This window comes from Arthrobacter sp. BL-252-APC-1A (assembly GCF_009696625.1).
Taxonomy (GTDB): Bacteria; Actinomycetota; Actinomycetes; order Actinomycetales; family Micrococcaceae; genus Arthrobacter_B.
This window is the reverse complement of record NZ_VULS01000005.1, coordinates 43,280-57,448: the sequence shown is the minus strand read 5'-3', so window position 1 is coordinate 57,448 and position 14,169 is coordinate 43,280. Positions and strand designations below refer to the sequence as shown.

At 65.4% G+C, this 14,169-nt stretch carries 15 protein-coding genes; 9 read left to right on the top strand and 6 right to left on the bottom strand.

Features of this window, described 5'->3' with window-relative positions:
- Position 1: 1 nt before the first annotated feature.
- From FYJ28_RS09170 to FYJ28_RS09160, 3 genes are all read left to right on the top strand, one after another.
- On the top strand, positions 2-1,159 hold the full coding sequence (locus tag FYJ28_RS09170) for an ABC transporter ATP-binding protein (protein WP_154579093.1): 1,158 nt from the start codon (positions 2-4) through the stop codon (positions 1,157-1,159).
- A 167-nt stretch (positions 1,160-1,326) separates the two neighbouring features.
- Complete coding sequence (gene fbaA / locus FYJ28_RS09165; RefSeq protein ID WP_055240588.1) at positions 1,327-2,346, top strand: class II fructose-bisphosphate aldolase; 1,020 nt, start codon at positions 1,327-1,329, stop codon at positions 2,344-2,346.
- The gene (locus tag FYJ28_RS09160) at positions 2,346-2,765 is read left to right on the top strand and encodes a DUF3151 domain-containing protein (protein WP_055240589.1); all 420 of its coding nucleotides are present in this window, start codon (positions 2,346-2,348) and stop codon (positions 2,763-2,765) included. Before fbaA ends, FYJ28_RS09160 begins: the two co-directional genes overlap by 1 nt.
- 30 nt (positions 2,766-2,795) lie before the next feature.
- Here FYJ28_RS09160 and FYJ28_RS09155 read toward each other — a convergent pair whose 3' ends face one another.
- Both FYJ28_RS09155 and FYJ28_RS09150 read right to left on the bottom strand, forming a co-directional pair.
- On the bottom strand, positions 2,796-3,281 hold the full coding sequence (locus tag FYJ28_RS09155) for a DUF427 domain-containing protein (RefSeq protein ID WP_154579092.1): 486 nt from the start codon (positions 3,279-3,281) through the stop codon (positions 2,796-2,798).
- The gene (locus FYJ28_RS09150) at positions 3,173-3,895 is read right to left on the bottom strand and encodes a hypothetical protein (RefSeq protein ID WP_321164366.1); all 723 of its coding nucleotides are present in this window, start codon (positions 3,893-3,895) and stop codon (positions 3,173-3,175) included. The genes FYJ28_RS09155 and FYJ28_RS09150 overlap by 109 nt, the downstream gene beginning before the upstream one ends.
- A gap of 196 nt (positions 3,896-4,091) precedes the next feature.
- Here FYJ28_RS09150 and FYJ28_RS09145 point away from each other — a divergent pair, with 196 nt between their 5' ends.
- On the top strand, positions 4,092-5,381 hold the full coding sequence (locus FYJ28_RS09145) for an adenylosuccinate synthase (protein WP_055240591.1): 1,290 nt from the start codon (positions 4,092-4,094) through the stop codon (positions 5,379-5,381).
- 61 nt (positions 5,382-5,442) lie between these two features.
- Here the strand turns inward: FYJ28_RS09145 and FYJ28_RS09140 are convergent, their stop codons facing one another.
- From FYJ28_RS09140 to FYJ28_RS09130, 3 genes are all read right to left on the bottom strand, one after another.
- Entirely contained in the window at positions 5,443-5,805 is a 363-nt protein-coding gene (locus FYJ28_RS09140; RefSeq protein WP_326831626.1) for a VOC family protein, read from the bottom strand.
- Between the two features lie 440 nt (positions 5,806-6,245).
- Positions 6,246-7,238, bottom strand: coding sequence for a DUF2804 domain-containing protein (locus FYJ28_RS09135; protein WP_154579091.1), 993 nt, complete (start codon positions 7,236-7,238; stop codon positions 6,246-6,248).
- An 11-nt stretch (positions 7,239-7,249) separates the two neighbouring features.
- Positions 7,250-7,858 (bottom strand): hypothetical protein, encoded by a 609-nt coding sequence (locus FYJ28_RS09130; protein ID WP_154579090.1) that lies wholly within the window; start codon positions 7,856-7,858, stop codon positions 7,250-7,252.
- Positions 7,859-8,047: 189 nt separating this feature from the next.
- On the opposite strand from FYJ28_RS09130, the gene FYJ28_RS09125 reads away from it, so the two are divergent.
- The 3 genes from FYJ28_RS09125 to FYJ28_RS09115 all read left to right on the top strand — a co-directional run bounded on the left by FYJ28_RS09125 (position 8,048) and on the right by FYJ28_RS09115 (position 10,567).
- Positions 8,048-8,497, top strand: a complete 450-nt coding sequence (locus FYJ28_RS09125) for an Hsp20/alpha crystallin family protein (RefSeq protein WP_154579208.1) — start codon at positions 8,048-8,050, stop codon at positions 8,495-8,497.
- Positions 8,498-8,599: 102 nt separating this feature from the next.
- Entirely contained in the window at positions 8,600-9,718 is a 1,119-nt protein-coding gene (locus tag FYJ28_RS09120) for an NAD(P)-dependent alcohol dehydrogenase (protein ID WP_055240596.1), read from the top strand.
- A 42-nt stretch (positions 9,719-9,760) separates the two neighbouring features.
- Positions 9,761-10,567 (top strand): carbon-nitrogen hydrolase family protein, encoded by an 807-nt coding sequence (locus tag FYJ28_RS09115; protein WP_154579089.1) that lies wholly within the window; start codon positions 9,761-9,763, stop codon positions 10,565-10,567.
- Positions 10,568-10,990: 423 nt separating this feature from the next.
- On the opposite strand, the gene FYJ28_RS09110 is transcribed toward FYJ28_RS09115, so the two are convergent.
- Positions 10,991-12,397 carry an amino acid permease gene (locus FYJ28_RS09110; protein WP_154579088.1) on the bottom strand — a complete coding sequence of 469 codons (1,407 nt, stop codon included), beginning with the start codon at positions 12,395-12,397 and terminating at the stop codon, positions 10,991-10,993.
- A gap of 371 nt (positions 12,398-12,768) precedes the next feature.
- Here FYJ28_RS09110 and FYJ28_RS09105 point away from each other — a divergent pair, with 371 nt between their 5' ends.
- Both FYJ28_RS09105 and FYJ28_RS09100 read left to right on the top strand, forming a co-directional pair.
- Entirely contained in the window at positions 12,769-13,344 is a 576-nt protein-coding gene (locus FYJ28_RS09105; protein ID WP_154579087.1) for an RNA polymerase sigma factor, read from the top strand.
- Positions 13,316-14,137 (top strand): hypothetical protein, encoded by an 822-nt coding sequence (locus tag FYJ28_RS09100; protein ID WP_154579086.1) that lies wholly within the window; start codon positions 13,316-13,318, stop codon positions 14,135-14,137. Before FYJ28_RS09105 ends, FYJ28_RS09100 begins: the two co-directional genes overlap by 29 nt.
- Positions 14,138-14,169 lie beyond the last annotated feature (32 nt).

Sequence of the window (14,169 nt, the reverse complement as noted above, 5' to 3'; positions counted from 1 at the left end):
CATGGCACAAACAGCAGCCCAGGCCCCCGCCCAGAGCCTTGCCTCAGAGACCGGCGAGCTCCACCTGGACCATTTGTACAAGCACTTCGGCGCACCGGACGCTCCGGCCGCCGTCGACGGCATCAACCTCGCCATCCGCCCGGGCGAGTTCATCACCCTGCTGGGTCCCTCCGGCTGCGGCAAGACCACCACGCTGCGCATGATCGCCGGCTTTGAGCAGCCCAGTGACGGAAAGCTGACCCTGGACGGGGAAGACATCCTGGGGCTGACGCCGGACAAGCGGCCCATGTCCATGGTCTTCCAGTCCTACGCACTGTTCCCCCACATGAGCGTCTTCGACAACGTGGCCTACGGCCTGCGCCTGAAGAAGACGCCGGCGAAGACCTTGGAACAGGAGGTCAACTTTGCGCTGGCTTCCATGAGCCTGACCCAGTACGCGGACCGGGCTCCCAACCAGCTCTCCGGCGGCCAGCAGCAGCGTGTGGCACTGGCACGCGCCATGGTCATGAAGCCGAAGGTCCTGCTCTTCGACGAGCCGCTCTCCAACCTGGACGCGAAGCTGCGCGTGCAGATGCGTACGGAAATCCGCAGCCTCCAGCACAAACTGGGCATCACCAGCGTCTACGTCACGCATGACCAGGACGAGGCAATGACCCTCTCCGACCGGATCGTCGTGATGCGGCAGGGCCGGATCGAACAGGTGGCACCGCCCACTGAGGTCTACCGCCGTCCGGCATCCGTGTTTGTTGCCGACTTCATTGGCCGGGCCAACTTCCTTGAAGCGCAGAACCACCGGGTCACCGGGGACGGAGAAGCCCGCCAGGCCACCGTCTCGGTCCTGGGCGGGATGCACCAGGTGCCCGCGCACGACGGCGTCAGCGACGCCCAGCCGGCTACGCTGCTGGTCCGTCCGGAATCCGTCTCCGTGACACGGATCGACGCGGTAAACCACGCCGAAGTCCAGATTGCCGGCAACGTTGGCCGGATCCTGAACTCCGTGTTCTACGGTTCCTGGATTGAGTACGAGGTAGAGACGCAGGACGGAAACATCACTTCAGTTGTGAGCGATCCGGCCCCCGAAGACATCATGGACGCCGGTACCTGCGTTGAGGTCCGGATCCGGCAGGAACGCTGCTGGCTGATGCCGGCCCAGGACTAGCCCCGGCCTTCGCCCAGGCCCGGCGCAGCACCGCTGTGCCGGGCCTGAGCCCTTTTGGCCGCGTAATGCCGTGTGCGCCTGATGATCGCAGGGCACTTGTGGCTAGGATGGGGGGAGCCAAAGAGGGCCCGGCCCTGCCGCATTTTTAACTTCGCTAAGGAGTCAGCATGCCTATTGCAACCCCCGAGATCTATGCAGAGATGATCGACCGGGCCAAAGCAGGGGGATTCGCATACCCGGCCGTCAACGTCACCTCCTCCCAGACCCTCAACGCGGCCCTCGCAGGTTTTGCTGAGGCCGGCTCGGACGGCATTGTCCAGGTCTCCACCGGCGGTGCCGCGTACTGGTCCGGTGCCTCAGTCAAGAACATGGTTACCGGTTCCCTGGCCTTCGCCGCGTACGCCCGCGAAGTGGCCAAGAGCTATGACGTGAACATTGCCCTGCACACCGACCACTGCCCCAAGGACAAGCTGGACGACTTTGTCCTGCCCCTCCTGGCCGCCTCCGAAGAGCGCGTCAAGCGCGGCGAGGATCCCATCTTCAACTCCCACATGTGGGACGGCTCCGCCGAGACCCTCGAGGAAAACCTGAAGATCGCCCAGGACCTGCTGGCCCGCACGGCAGCTGCCAAGATCATCCTCGAAGTCGAAATCGGCACCGTGGGCGGCGAGGAAGACGGCGTCGAGAACGAGATCAACGAGAAGCTCTACACCACCGTTGCCGACGGCATGGCAACCATTGAGGCGCTGGGCGACGGCAGCAAGGGCCGCTACCTCACCGCGCTGACCTTCGGCAACGTGCACGGCGTGTACAAGCCCGGCGGCGTGAAGCTGCGCCCGGAAATCCTTGACGAGATCCAGGCCGCCGTTGGCGGTTCAATCGGCAAGGAGCGCCCGTTCGACCTGGTCTTCCACGGCGGTTCCGGCTCCTCTGCCCAGGAAATCGCCGACGCCGTGTCCTACGGCGTGGTGAAGATGAACATCGACACCGACACCCAGTACGCCTACACCCGTCCGGTGGCAGACCACATGTTCCGCTACTACGACGGCGTGCTCAAGGTGGACGGCGAAGTCGGCAACAAGAAGCAGTACGACCCCCGCGTCTGGGGCGCCTCGGCTGAAAAGGGCATGGCCGCCCGCGTGGTCGAGGCCGCCCAGTCCCTCGGATCGGCAGGAAAGCACCTCTAATGTCAGACGAATTCCGCAAGAACCTGCTCGGCCCCGAGCCCACGTACCTGCCCGAGGAGACCGACGTCGTCGCGCGCCTCGCCGCAGGTGACGAGGCAGTGGACCTGGCAGCCAAGTTCCCCACCTCCTCGCAGGTCTGGGCCATCCTCGCCGACGAGGCGTTCAACGACGGACGTCCGGTGGAGTCCTACGCCTACGCCCGGGTGGGTTACCACCGCGGCCTGGACGCGCTGCGGCGTGCCGGCTGGCGCGGCACCGGCCCCATCCCGTGGGAGCACGAACCCAACCGCGGCTTCCTCCGTGCGCTGTACGCCCTGGGTCGTGCCGCAGCGGCGATCGGCGAGAGTGAGGAAGTGGACCGGATCGAGAAGTTCCTGGACGCTTCCGACCCGTCGGCCAAGGCTGCCATCGAGGGCTAGTACCACCCAAGCTGAGCAAGGGCCTAGGCGTTACCAGCCCCAGGTGCCCGGCGCGCCTTTAAAAGGCCCGGTTACCCGGCTTGTGATCCAGCCGCCGTAGAAGTCCCCTTCCTGCGGCTGCACTTCTTCGCCGTCCACCAGCACGGTGTCCATCAGCCCCGGATACAGGGCAGCCGTGTGGACGAGTTCCTCGTAGCCGGGAAACGGACGCGGATAGGTCCATGCCGCGCGGGCCGCGCGCTGCGGCCCGGACACGACGTCGAAATAGGCGGCAGCGCCCTTGAATTCGCAGTGCGTGGTTCCGGGAACAGGCTGCAGGACTCCGGAGGCGAAGACATCCAAGGGCAGGTAGTAGACGGGCGGATGGCTCGTTTCCAGGACACGCAGTGCGTGGATTGTGTCCGCGATCAGCGTTCCGGCGAGCCAGACCTGGACATGTTCCCCGCTTGGCTCGACGCGGGGCGGGCGGGGGTAAGACCAGACGGACTCGGCATGCGGGTGAAAGCGGTTTTCCATGAGCGGATTCCTTCTCCCTGGACCCGGGCGGTGATTGTGGTGGTGACAGCCAGAATCTGGGGGCGGGCCGGGACGGATGAAAAACCGAAGCGGACCGGCGGACTTACCGGAGCCAGGGGGCCAAGATCCTCGCCGCGCCATGAGCACTGTGCTGACACCAGCCGGCGGATGGAGCGTACTCCGTAGAACTCCAGCCGGTCCCCGGTGGTTCCTGCCGTACGGACACCGCGGACAATCAGGCGGGCCAGCGGATTCACCGCCTGCAGCCACAGCGGGTGGACGGCCAGCGGTGCGGGCACGGATTCCAGCAGCCTGCCCAGCAGGGTCACCTGGCCCAGCCTGGCGCTTAGCCGCAGCGCACCGCCGTCGACCGTCAGCCTGTCCCCGGACAGGAAAGCGCTGACGGGAACCACGTCGATTGCGTCGAATGTATACGTGGAGGAGACATAGCGGGCTACGGCCTCACTCGGGGCCAGCAGCAGCCGGGCACCAAACCGGTTTTCAACCATTACATCGGTGAAAGGACCGAACGGTGAGTCCGGCCAGTGCCCTACAACCAGGCGGGTTCCCGAGGCAGTGCCCAGTCCGGCAATATAGCCGCGGAAGCGCTCCATGCCTAAACCGTACGCCTCCCGCCTGTGCATCCAAACGGGTCAGGCCGCGGATCGGCTAAACTTGACAGGTAAGAGCCCCGCAGCCCTGAGCCTGTACACCTGTGTCCTGTGTCTCACGGTGCAGGGGCGTTCTCATGCACGGTAGCGGTTCAGCGCCTGGCGCGGCTCCCTAACGTAACTAATGGGGGAGGATCCCATGCCCGCAATTGTCATCGTCGGCGCCCAGTGGGGCGACGAAGGTAAAGGTAAGGCCACCGACCTGCTTGGCGGCCGCGTCGACTACGTCGTCAAGCCCAACGGGGGAAACAACGCAGGCCACACCGTCGTCGTCGGCGGTGAAAAGTACGAACTGAAGCTGCTCCCCGCCGGCATCCTGAGCCCCAATGCCATCCCGGTGATCGGCAACGGCTGCGTGGTGAACCTCGAGGCCCTCTTCACCGAAATCGACGGGCTGGAAGCGCGCGGCGCGGACACCTCCAAGCTGCGGATCTCCGCCAATGCGCACCTTGTTGCCCCGTTCCACCAGGTGATGGACAAAGTCACCGAACGTTTCCTGGGCAAGCGTGCCATCGGCACCACCGGCCGCGGAATCGGCCCGGCCTACATGGACAAGGTGGCGCGGCTCGGCATCCGCGTGCAGGACATCTTCGACGAGTCGATCCTGCGCCAGAAGGTTGAGGGTTCGCTGCGGCAGAAGAACCAGCTGCTGCTGAAGGTCTACAACCGCCGCGACGTGGACACCGAAGAGATGGTGGAGTACTTCCTCTCCTACGCCGACCGCCTGCGCCCGATGGTCATCGATTCCACCTTCGAGCTCAACCGTGCACTGGACGAGGGCAAGGTGATCCTGATGGAAGGCGGCCAGGCTACGTTCCTGGACGTGGACCACGGCACCTACCCGTTTGTGACCTCCTCCAACCCGACGGCCGGCGGCGCCTCGGTGGGCTCAGGCATTGGCCCCACCCGCATTAACCGCGCCGTGGGCATCATCAAGGCCTACACCACCCGCGTTGGTGCCGGACCGTTCCCCACCGAACTCTTCGATGACATGGGCCTGTACCTGCAGAAGACCGGCGGCGAGTTCGGCGTAAACACCGGCCGCCCGCGCCGCTGCGGCTGGTACGACGCCGTGCTGGCGCGCCACGCTTCCCGCGTCAACGGTTTCACGGACTACTTCGTCACCAAGCTGGATGTGCTCACCGGCATCGAGAAGATCCCGGTGTGCGTGGCCTACGACGTCGACGGCGTGCGTTTCGATGAAATGCCCATGACGCAGACCGACTTCCACCACGCCAAGCCGATCTTCGAGTACTTTGACGGCTGGACCGAGGACATCACCGGCGCCAAGACCCTCGAGGACCTGCCGGAGAACGCCCGGAACTACGTGCTGGCGCTGGAGAAGATGTCCGGCACCCGGTTCTCCGCGATCGGCGTCGGCCCGGACCGCGACCAGACGATCGTGATCCGCGACCTGATCAGCGAATAATCCGCCTATACATAAGCCCCGCAGCCGTTTTTGGCTGCGGGGCTTATTGCTGTGTGCTCTGCTAATCCCGTGCGGACAGGACGCAGAACTCGTTGCCTTCGGGATCGGCCAGCACAACCCAGGAGACATCCGGGCCCTGCCCGACATCGGCCCGGACAGCGCCGAGGGCAAGCAGCCGGTCCACTTCCTCCTGCTGGGTGCATCCGTCGGGAACCAGGTCGATGTGCAGGCGGAGCTTCGCAGTCTTGGCATCCGGGACGGGGATGATGTCGATCGGAGGTCCAGCCACGCCCTCGGCCGGAGCCAGGGAGATGCCGCCGTCGAACAATTCGGCCACCCGGTAACCCAGTGCTTCGGTCCAGAAGTTGGCCTGGCTTTCCACGTTGACGGCATCCAGGGCAAGGGAGGCAAACCTGTTGGCCACTTGGGGCTCCTTCGGGTCGGGGCTGGTGGCTCCGAACCTAGCAGCGTGCTCAGTGTTGGAAAACCCCTAGCGGGGACCGGATTGGTAGCGGCGCCGGATGAAGAGGGACGCGGCAATGCAGGCGACCGAAAGGACGGAAAGCGCAACGTAGAGGAAAGCAACCCCGGGCGGAGGCTGCAAGGACGGTGTCCCGGCCCAGAACACGAAGCAGAATCCGCACCCGATCAATCCGGCGAACATCAGCAAAATCCCCAGGAAGGCCACTGGCTTCATGGTTCCAGTGTGCGCTCCGGGATGCCGTGTCGGGGGCTTGGGTTGCACAGTTTCACACTCGTCGTTACTGATGGGACTGGTGAGGTCCCGTTGGTTCACATCTGTCACGATGAGTGGGAATCTGCGCCGCGGACAGCAAGCCAACGCCGGGGGCAGCCAAACCCCAACTACCAGCGGTTCCGGGCTTCTTCGATCCAGCCGTGCACGCCTTCCAGATCGTAGCGCGTACCGTCCGGAGCCGCGGCCCAGCCGGACCACGCACCAAAAGCCTGCCAGGTCTTCGACGCGACGAGGACGGCGTTGGTGGCAGCCAGCCGCCGGTGGAAGGGGGTGAGGGTCGCCTCGAGCCAGTCCCCGCGGACATGCCAGGGCGCCTGCGGGTCCGTAAGGTCGTAGCTGAACTCGAGCTCGCCGTCGTAATGGTGGAGTACCCCGTCCACGATCAGCGCGTTCTCCGTTGCCGGTGTTCCGGCCGTCCACATGCCGCCAAGCTGCAGTCCAAGCCGGGTACCTTCAGTTGTCCCGTAGCCGGCCGCCCAGTTCCAGCGCCGGGAATAGGGCCAGCGTCCGCGTCCGCGGTCCAGGACGGCAAACGCGCCATCCCCCACGGGATACTCCCGCCCGTCGACCGTGATGGTGCCGCTGACCCGCCGCGCGACGTCCTTGAGGGTGTACTGGTAACGGGCATCCGACCACGGAACCACGACGCCGAGGACGTCGCCTTCTGCTGGTGCATAAAGCTCGACGCCGACACGCGGCGACTCAGCGCGCAGGTGCGTTCCGCCGTCGTCGTCATGGAAACGAAGATGCAGCCCGCCGGTGGTGCCGACGGCGGTGAGCGGCGGGAGCGTGTCCGGAAGGACGGCACTGGAGCCGGGCGGGAGGGCCAGCGGCGCCAGGCTGATTACCTTGCCGGTTGCGCGTTCGTACACGTACAGCTGCAGGGTGGCGGCATAGTCCAGGTGGGCAATGGTCATGCCAAGCACCAGGTCCGGGGTCAGTACGCCCCAGTATTCCCACCGTTTGGTCCGCCAGCCATGCCGAAGCCCCTGGAGAAGATCCGCGAATGCGTGCAGCGGGGCGCGGGAAAAGCCCGCCGCAGCCGGGTTCAGCTTCCCGTCTCCCAGGGACAGCTGGACAGGTTCCTTGATTTCTTCCATGGCGCCTCAGTCTAGGCGGCGGGGGCGAAATCATCCTGCACCGGCTGTGCGGGCGGTTTTGCGCCGCGGCGGCGGGCGGCAGACTTGCAGACGGCGTTCTTGCGGATAGGAGATTTGCCGGAACGCGGGACGGTCCGCACCGCGCTGCCCGTTGTGGGCCTGGCCGGCAGGACGCTGCTGGGTGCACCCTCAGCGGCGGCTCGGGAGGAGGCCAGGGCGCGCCGGACCTCGGGTGTTCCGGTGGCGCCCTCGGGGAAAACGGCTGCACGGAACTCGGCCTGGGCGGCAGCGGTTGCAGCCAGGAAATCACGGGCTGCGGATGCGCCGGGTTCCGCGGCAAGACGGCGGGCGGCGCGCACGCGCAGGCCGCGCCAGGTCAGCCAGCCCAGTACCGACAGCGCGGCGCCGGTGCCGTAGAGCAGCACGAGGGCCAGCACCAGGGAAGTTGTTCCTCCGGAGAAAATGCCGACGCCCAGCACGGCGGCGACTACCCACAGTCCGCTGATCCAGGCGGCCGCATCGAGTATGGGGGAGGGCGCCGAGCCGGACATCCGGCTGGGAAGCGTGAAGAGTTTCTCAACGCGTTCGGCGCGGTGGGCTGTTCCAGGGTGTTGGGACACTGCTCCCTACCTTCCAGACATGGTTCGAATGAAAGACGGCGGTGCGGAAATCTCCGCTGCAACCTCGGGTTAGCACTCTCGGGTTGCAAGTGCTAATCTACTGCCCAAAGTTGAGCTATACCAACTCAACTTTGATTCAAATGGCAGATCAGCCCGCTGCTTGCAGCGGAGTGAAGGAGTTGATTTGTGATGGAAACACGCTTTGATCCGTTCCGCGAACTCGACCGTTTTGCCCAGGCAGTCCGCAGCGAGTCCCTGCGCGGCATGCCCATGGACCTGTACCGGCAGGATGACCGGTATGTCCTGAGCGTTGACCTTCCCGGCATTGACCCGGGGTCCGTGGACATCGACGTCGACGGCCAGCTGCTGACCATCCGCGCCGAGCGAACGCTGCGGGGCACGGACGGCGTTCAGTGGCTCACCCGTGAACGCGAAGGCGGGTCCTTCCTGCGCCAGCTCAGCCTGGGCCAGGGCATCGATACCGACGGCATCACCGCACACTATGAAAACGGCGTGCTGAACGTGATTATCCCGGTCAGCGAGAAGGCCCGGCCGCGCCGCATCGAGGTGCAGTCCGGTTCCAGCGCTTCGCTTGGTGCCGCAGAAGACCACCAGGAAACTGAGGCAGTCAGCGCATAAGGGCACTATTGCTGAGGGGGCGGCCGGCGGAGTTTCCGCCTGCCGCCCCGATCCGCGTCCGGACCCTGACGCGCGGGCGCCCATCCGCGTAGCGTGGGCGCTATGACTACCCAGGCGCGCGCCGCGATCCTGCGCGGCATCAATGAACCTTTCGAAATCACCGACGTGGTCCTGGACGACCCCCGTCCGGACGAGGTCCTGGTCCGGGTGCAGGCCGCCGGTGTCTGCGGCACGGACCTGGGCGTCCAGGCCGGCCACATCCCCTTCCCGCTGCCCGGAGTCCTGGGACACGAGGGCGCCGGTGTGGTGGAAGAAGTGGGTTCCGCTGTGACCTCAGTGGTTCCGGGTGACCATGTACTGCTCAGCTTCACCAGCTGCGGAGTGTGCCGGAACTGCCGCAGCGGCCACCCTGCCTACTGCACGTACTTCCTGGAACTGAACCTGGTGGGCGGGCAGCGGATGGACGGCAGCGCCACCATCAGCAAGGACGGGAAGGGTGTCCATGGGCACTTCTTCGCGCAGTCCTCCTTCTCCGACCTGGTGCTGGCGGATGAGCGCGGCGTCACCAAGGTGGATCCCGACGCCGATCTTTCGCTCCTCGCCCCGCTTGGCTGCGGCATCCAGACCGGCGCCGGCGCGGTCATGAACGTTCTCCGGCCCGAACCGGGCTCCATTCTCGCCGTGTTCGGGGCAGGTCCTGTCGGGCTTTCCGCGGTCATGGCGGCGGCGCTAAGCGGATCCACCCGCATTGTGGTCATGGACCTGGTGGATTCGAGACTGGAGCTGGCCCGTGAACTGGGAGCCACCGACGTCGTCAATTCCGGCAGTACCGATGCTCTGCAGGCCCTGTTTGAAATGACGGACGGCGCCGGCGTGACCCATGCCCTGGAAACCACCGGCAGCACCCGGGTTGCCGCAACCGCGGCGGACGCATTGGCGCCGCTGGGCAAACTGGGGCTCATCGGTGCCCCCGCCCCCGGCTCCACCGTGGAACTGGACGTGAACTTCATGCTGAACGGCCGCCAGGTCATCGGTATTACCGAAGGTGACTCCACCCCGCAGCTGTTCCTGCCCGCACTGGTGGAACTGGTGCAGCAGGGCCGGTTCCCGCTGGAGAAGCTCATTACCCGCTACGGTTTCCAGAACATCAATGACGCGGCCGCCGCCGCGAAATCAGGAGCGGTCCTGAAACCCGTGCTGCACTTTGGGGACCTGCACTAGGCTGGGAACAATCCTGGTCCCGAAGGCAAGGCGGTTCCCCAAATGTTGGTCAGCGTAGGTCAGTTCAGCCCCAGCGGCGACGTCGAAGCGAACCTTGCAGTGATGCGCTCGCTGGCGGAAAAGGCCAGGGCCGAGGGATCGGAACTGATTGTCTTCCCGGAAGAGTCGATGTTCAGCATCGGCAAGGTCGAAGGCCCGCTGACCGCAGCGGTCGACGCCGGCTGGAGCACCTTTGTGCAGCGGCTGTCCCTGACCGCCGCGGAGCTGGGCATCGCCGTCGTTGCCGGCGGGTACGAATCCTCGGGGGAGGAACGGCCCTACAACACGCTCGTGGCGATCGAAGCCGACGGGCGGATCGCAGCGACCTACCGGAAGCTGCACCTTTACGACGCCTTCAGCTACTCCGAATCCACCCGGATCAAGGCAGGGGACCGCGGAATCCAGGTTGTGGAGCTCGGCGGCCTGCGGGTGGGCCTCATGACCTGCTACGACCTGCGGTTCCCCGAACTCGCCCGTGCCCTGGCTGTGCAGGAAGCGGATCTGCTTGCGGTTCCCGCCGCTTGGTTCAAGGGCGAGCACAAGATCGACCACTGGGAGACCCTGCTCAAGGCCCGCGCCATCGAAAACACCGTCTGGGTGGCAGCAGCGGGAACTTCGAGCGGCCACACGATCGGCCACTCCGCCATCCTGGATCCGATGGGTGTTCCGCAGGTCTTCCTTGGTGATGACCCGGAAGCGGTTGCCACTGCGGACGTGAACAGGAACCGGATCGAAGAGGTCCGGGAGTATCTTCCGGTGCTGGCCAACCGGCGCTTTGCGCCCGGCGAGGTCGTCGTCGAGACCAGCTAGTTTCGGGATGCGGTCCGAGCCTTACCCGCAGGCTGGGACGGCTGGCCGCGCGGCCGCCGGCGCGGGTGCGACGTTGACCCTCAGGACGCCGAGCCGCTGAACGGGCCGCCAGGCGCGGGGCCGCCGGGGCCGCTAAGCAGCCGGGCGCGGGAGCCTGTTCAGGGTCGCCCCCGGCCGTTTCGCTCCGTTTTGGGACAAACCGTACGCCTTGGGACTTTCCTGCCGCGGAGCCGCGCAGGAAAGTCCCCAACTGGCAGGGATGTCCCAAACCGCAGGGAAAACACTCCGCAGGCTGTCCCATTGCGGCAGGGATGTCCCAAAACGGAGGAAAACTGGGTCGGGCCGAATGCATCGATCCGGAACGCAGCTAGGTTTGCGCCACGAGGCTAGGCTCCGGCAGCTCGATCGGCTCCCGCCCCGGTGTCAGGCTTCGCGGCCAGGCTCCGGCAGCTCGATCGGCTTCCGGCCCTCGTCCTTGACCAGGAACTGGTAGGCCGCAAGCATCAGCAGCAGCCAGACCGCTCCCACAGCCAACGCCGTGCGTCCGGGACCGGTAAACGCCAGGATGACGGTGACCAGCGCCATGAAACCCAGCGTGATGTAGTTCAGTACCGGCCAGCCCGGGAAGGCAAAACCGGCCGACGGCGTAGCCTCCCGCCGCATCTGCAGCCGCATCCGGTGGTGGCTGAGCAGGATCGACGACCAGGTGAAGAGGGTCGCGAAGGTGGCGATGGAGGCGACAACCAGGAACAGCTGCTCAGGAATCCACAGGAACAGACCCAGGCCCGCGATGAGGCAGGCCATGATGATTGCCACCGGCCACACCGGGATCCCAAAACGCGAGACCCAGGTGAATGCCTGCGGCGCATGTCCCTGTTCGGCCAGCCCGTACATGGTCCGTGAGGCCGCGTAGAAGATCGAGTTCATGGCGGAGAGTGCCGCCGTGAGCACCACGGCGTTAATCAGGTGCTCAGCGAACGGAATGCCCAGTCCTGCGAAAACCTGAACAAACGGGCTGCCCTCGGAACCTATCCGGTCCCACGGCAGAAGGCAGAGCATGACGCCCAGTGAGAGAACGTAGAAAAGCAGGATCCTGACCGGAACAGTGTTCACGGCCTTGGGGATTGCGCGCTGCGGGTCGCCTGCTTCTCCTGCAGTTACACCCAGCGTTTCAACGCCGCCGAAGGAAAAGACGACGATGCCGAGGCTCATCACAATGCCCCAGACACCGAAGGGCGCGAAGCCGCCGTGGTCCACCAGGTTGTTGACCCCCGGCTGGTATCCGCCGGTGCTGACGCCGAAGACGATCAGGTAGAGACCGCCGGCAATCATCGCCACAATGGTGGATACCTTAATGAGGGTGAACCAGAACTCCAGTTCGCCGAAGACGCGCACGCGCAGAAGATTGAGACCCCCGATCAGCAGCATTGCCGCGATCATCCAGATCCACCCGGGTGTGTCCGGAAACCACAGCCCCATGTACATGCTGACCGCTGTCATGTCCGCAATGGCAACGATGATCATCTCGAAGGCGAAGGTCCAGCCGGTGAGGAACCCCATCCGCGGTCCCAGGTAACGTCCGGCGTACTGGGCAAAAGAGCCTGCAACCGGGTGCCGGACGGCCATTTCGCCCAAGGCCCGCATGACCAGGAACACGGCGCACCCGGCAATAATGTAGGCGATCAGCACTGCAGGTCCGGCAGCCTGGATGGTTTCCGAGGAGCCGTAGAACAGTCCGGTTCCAATGGCGGAACCCAGTGCGATGAACCGGATGTGCCGCAGGGTGAGGCCGCGCTTCAAATCAGTGTGGTGGGGTGTAGTGCTCGGCATTGTCTTCCTGGACCGGGCCGGATGGCCGCGGTGTTGCTGGTTCGGTACGGGCTGGCAGGAGTATTCGCCTCGGGCCGTCCGCGCTGTGCCCGCCGCTTGAAGGACGGACCCAATCAAGTCTTCCACATCAGGCGCCGTGCTCCTGCTGCCGCCGCTGCGTGATGGGCGGAGGATGCGTTCACCGCGGGGGGCGCTGCGGAAAAAACTTTGGCAGGTGCGTAACCTTTTGCGTACCCGGCACGATTACCACTTTGAATGGCCGCGTCGGTGCTCATCCCCCAACGAGTACCGGCGCGGCCATCTCCTGCAGGATCAGCTTGGGCGGGGTACGATTTGGTTCGCCCCAACGACCCAGACCGAAGGACCCCGCCTTGGCTGATCCGCTTACAGAGACAATCGTCTCTGAAGCGCGTGCCAACACCCCCGCGGCATTGCGGGCTGTCTACGAGTCTCTGGCCCCCTCAGTTCTTGGCTACCTGAAATCCAAGGGTTGTGAAGACCCCGAGGCTCTGACACAGGATGTATTTCTGGCGGTTTTCTCCAGGATTTCCACGGTCTCCGGCGGTCCCGAAGGTCTGCGTACCTTCGTTTTTTCCGTGGCGCACGCGCGGATGGTGGACGACTACCGCCGCCGTGAGCGCCAGCCGGCAACTGCCCCGTACGATCCGCAGCTGGATCAGCGGACCACGGAATCTGCAGAGGACGCTGTTGTGCACTCTCCGCTGGCGGCGGCAGAACTGCTGGACGGGCTCAGTGAGCCCCAGCGCGAAGTCCTGCTGCTGCGGGTAGTTGCCGACCTCTCGCTCGAAGAGACCGCAGCAACCATGGGGAAGACGGTCAACTCCGTCAAACAGCTTCAAAGGCGGGCGCTCCTGGCGCTCAAGGAACGGATGGCAGGGAAGGAGGCAGCGGATAAACATGAACAGCACGTCCAGCAACCCCAGTGACCGGGAATCGGTCCGGCGCCTCTTGGCGGAGTCAGGTGTCCCTGAGACTCCGGAGCTCGGTGAAGCCCTTATGGGCCTCCGCGCGGAAGGACACACAGCTGTCCCGGCCGCCAGCCCGCAGCTCGAGGCCTTCTTTTCTGCAGGCGTGACGCCGCTGCGCAGGCCGTCCCGCCGCCGCGGATACCTGCTTGGCGGAGCCATCATCGCTGCCATGGCAGCCGGCACAACCGGCGTTGCGGCCACCAGCGGCGGCCTGTGGGTCACGGCCGAAGATTCACCCGAGGTCCCCGCGCCGTTCGACTATGAGCAGGTCCCCGCGCCGTCGCCAAGTCCCGAGGCTCAGAATCCAGCTGCACCGGACCCGGCCGCTGTGCCGTCCGCCGTCCCGGTCGAGCCGGATGCGCCACCGGCTGATGAAACGCCGGACCCGGCAGGAGACCAGCCTGTCCAGGGGGAGATGCAGACCGGCCTGGAACAGGATCCCGGTACTCCCGGGAAATGGCAGCACGAGGGGCCAGGCCAGAGTGGGAACCCAGGCCAGGGCTGGAACAACGGCCAGGATTCGGAGAACAACCAGGGCCGGAACAACGGCCCGGGCTGGAAAGACGACCACCACAGCGAGAAGACTTACGGGTGGCAAAAAACCCAGGACTGGCCAGGCCAGGCTGCCGAAAACAAGGATCGCGGACAAGGCGGGAACCGGGACCGCAAGGATGACAGTGGCCGCCAGAATACCGGCAAGGACGGCAACCGCGGCGGTTCGGAGCAGCCTGGTGGCCGCGGCGACGGTTAACCCGTTCCGGTCACTCCCAGACAAAACGAGAG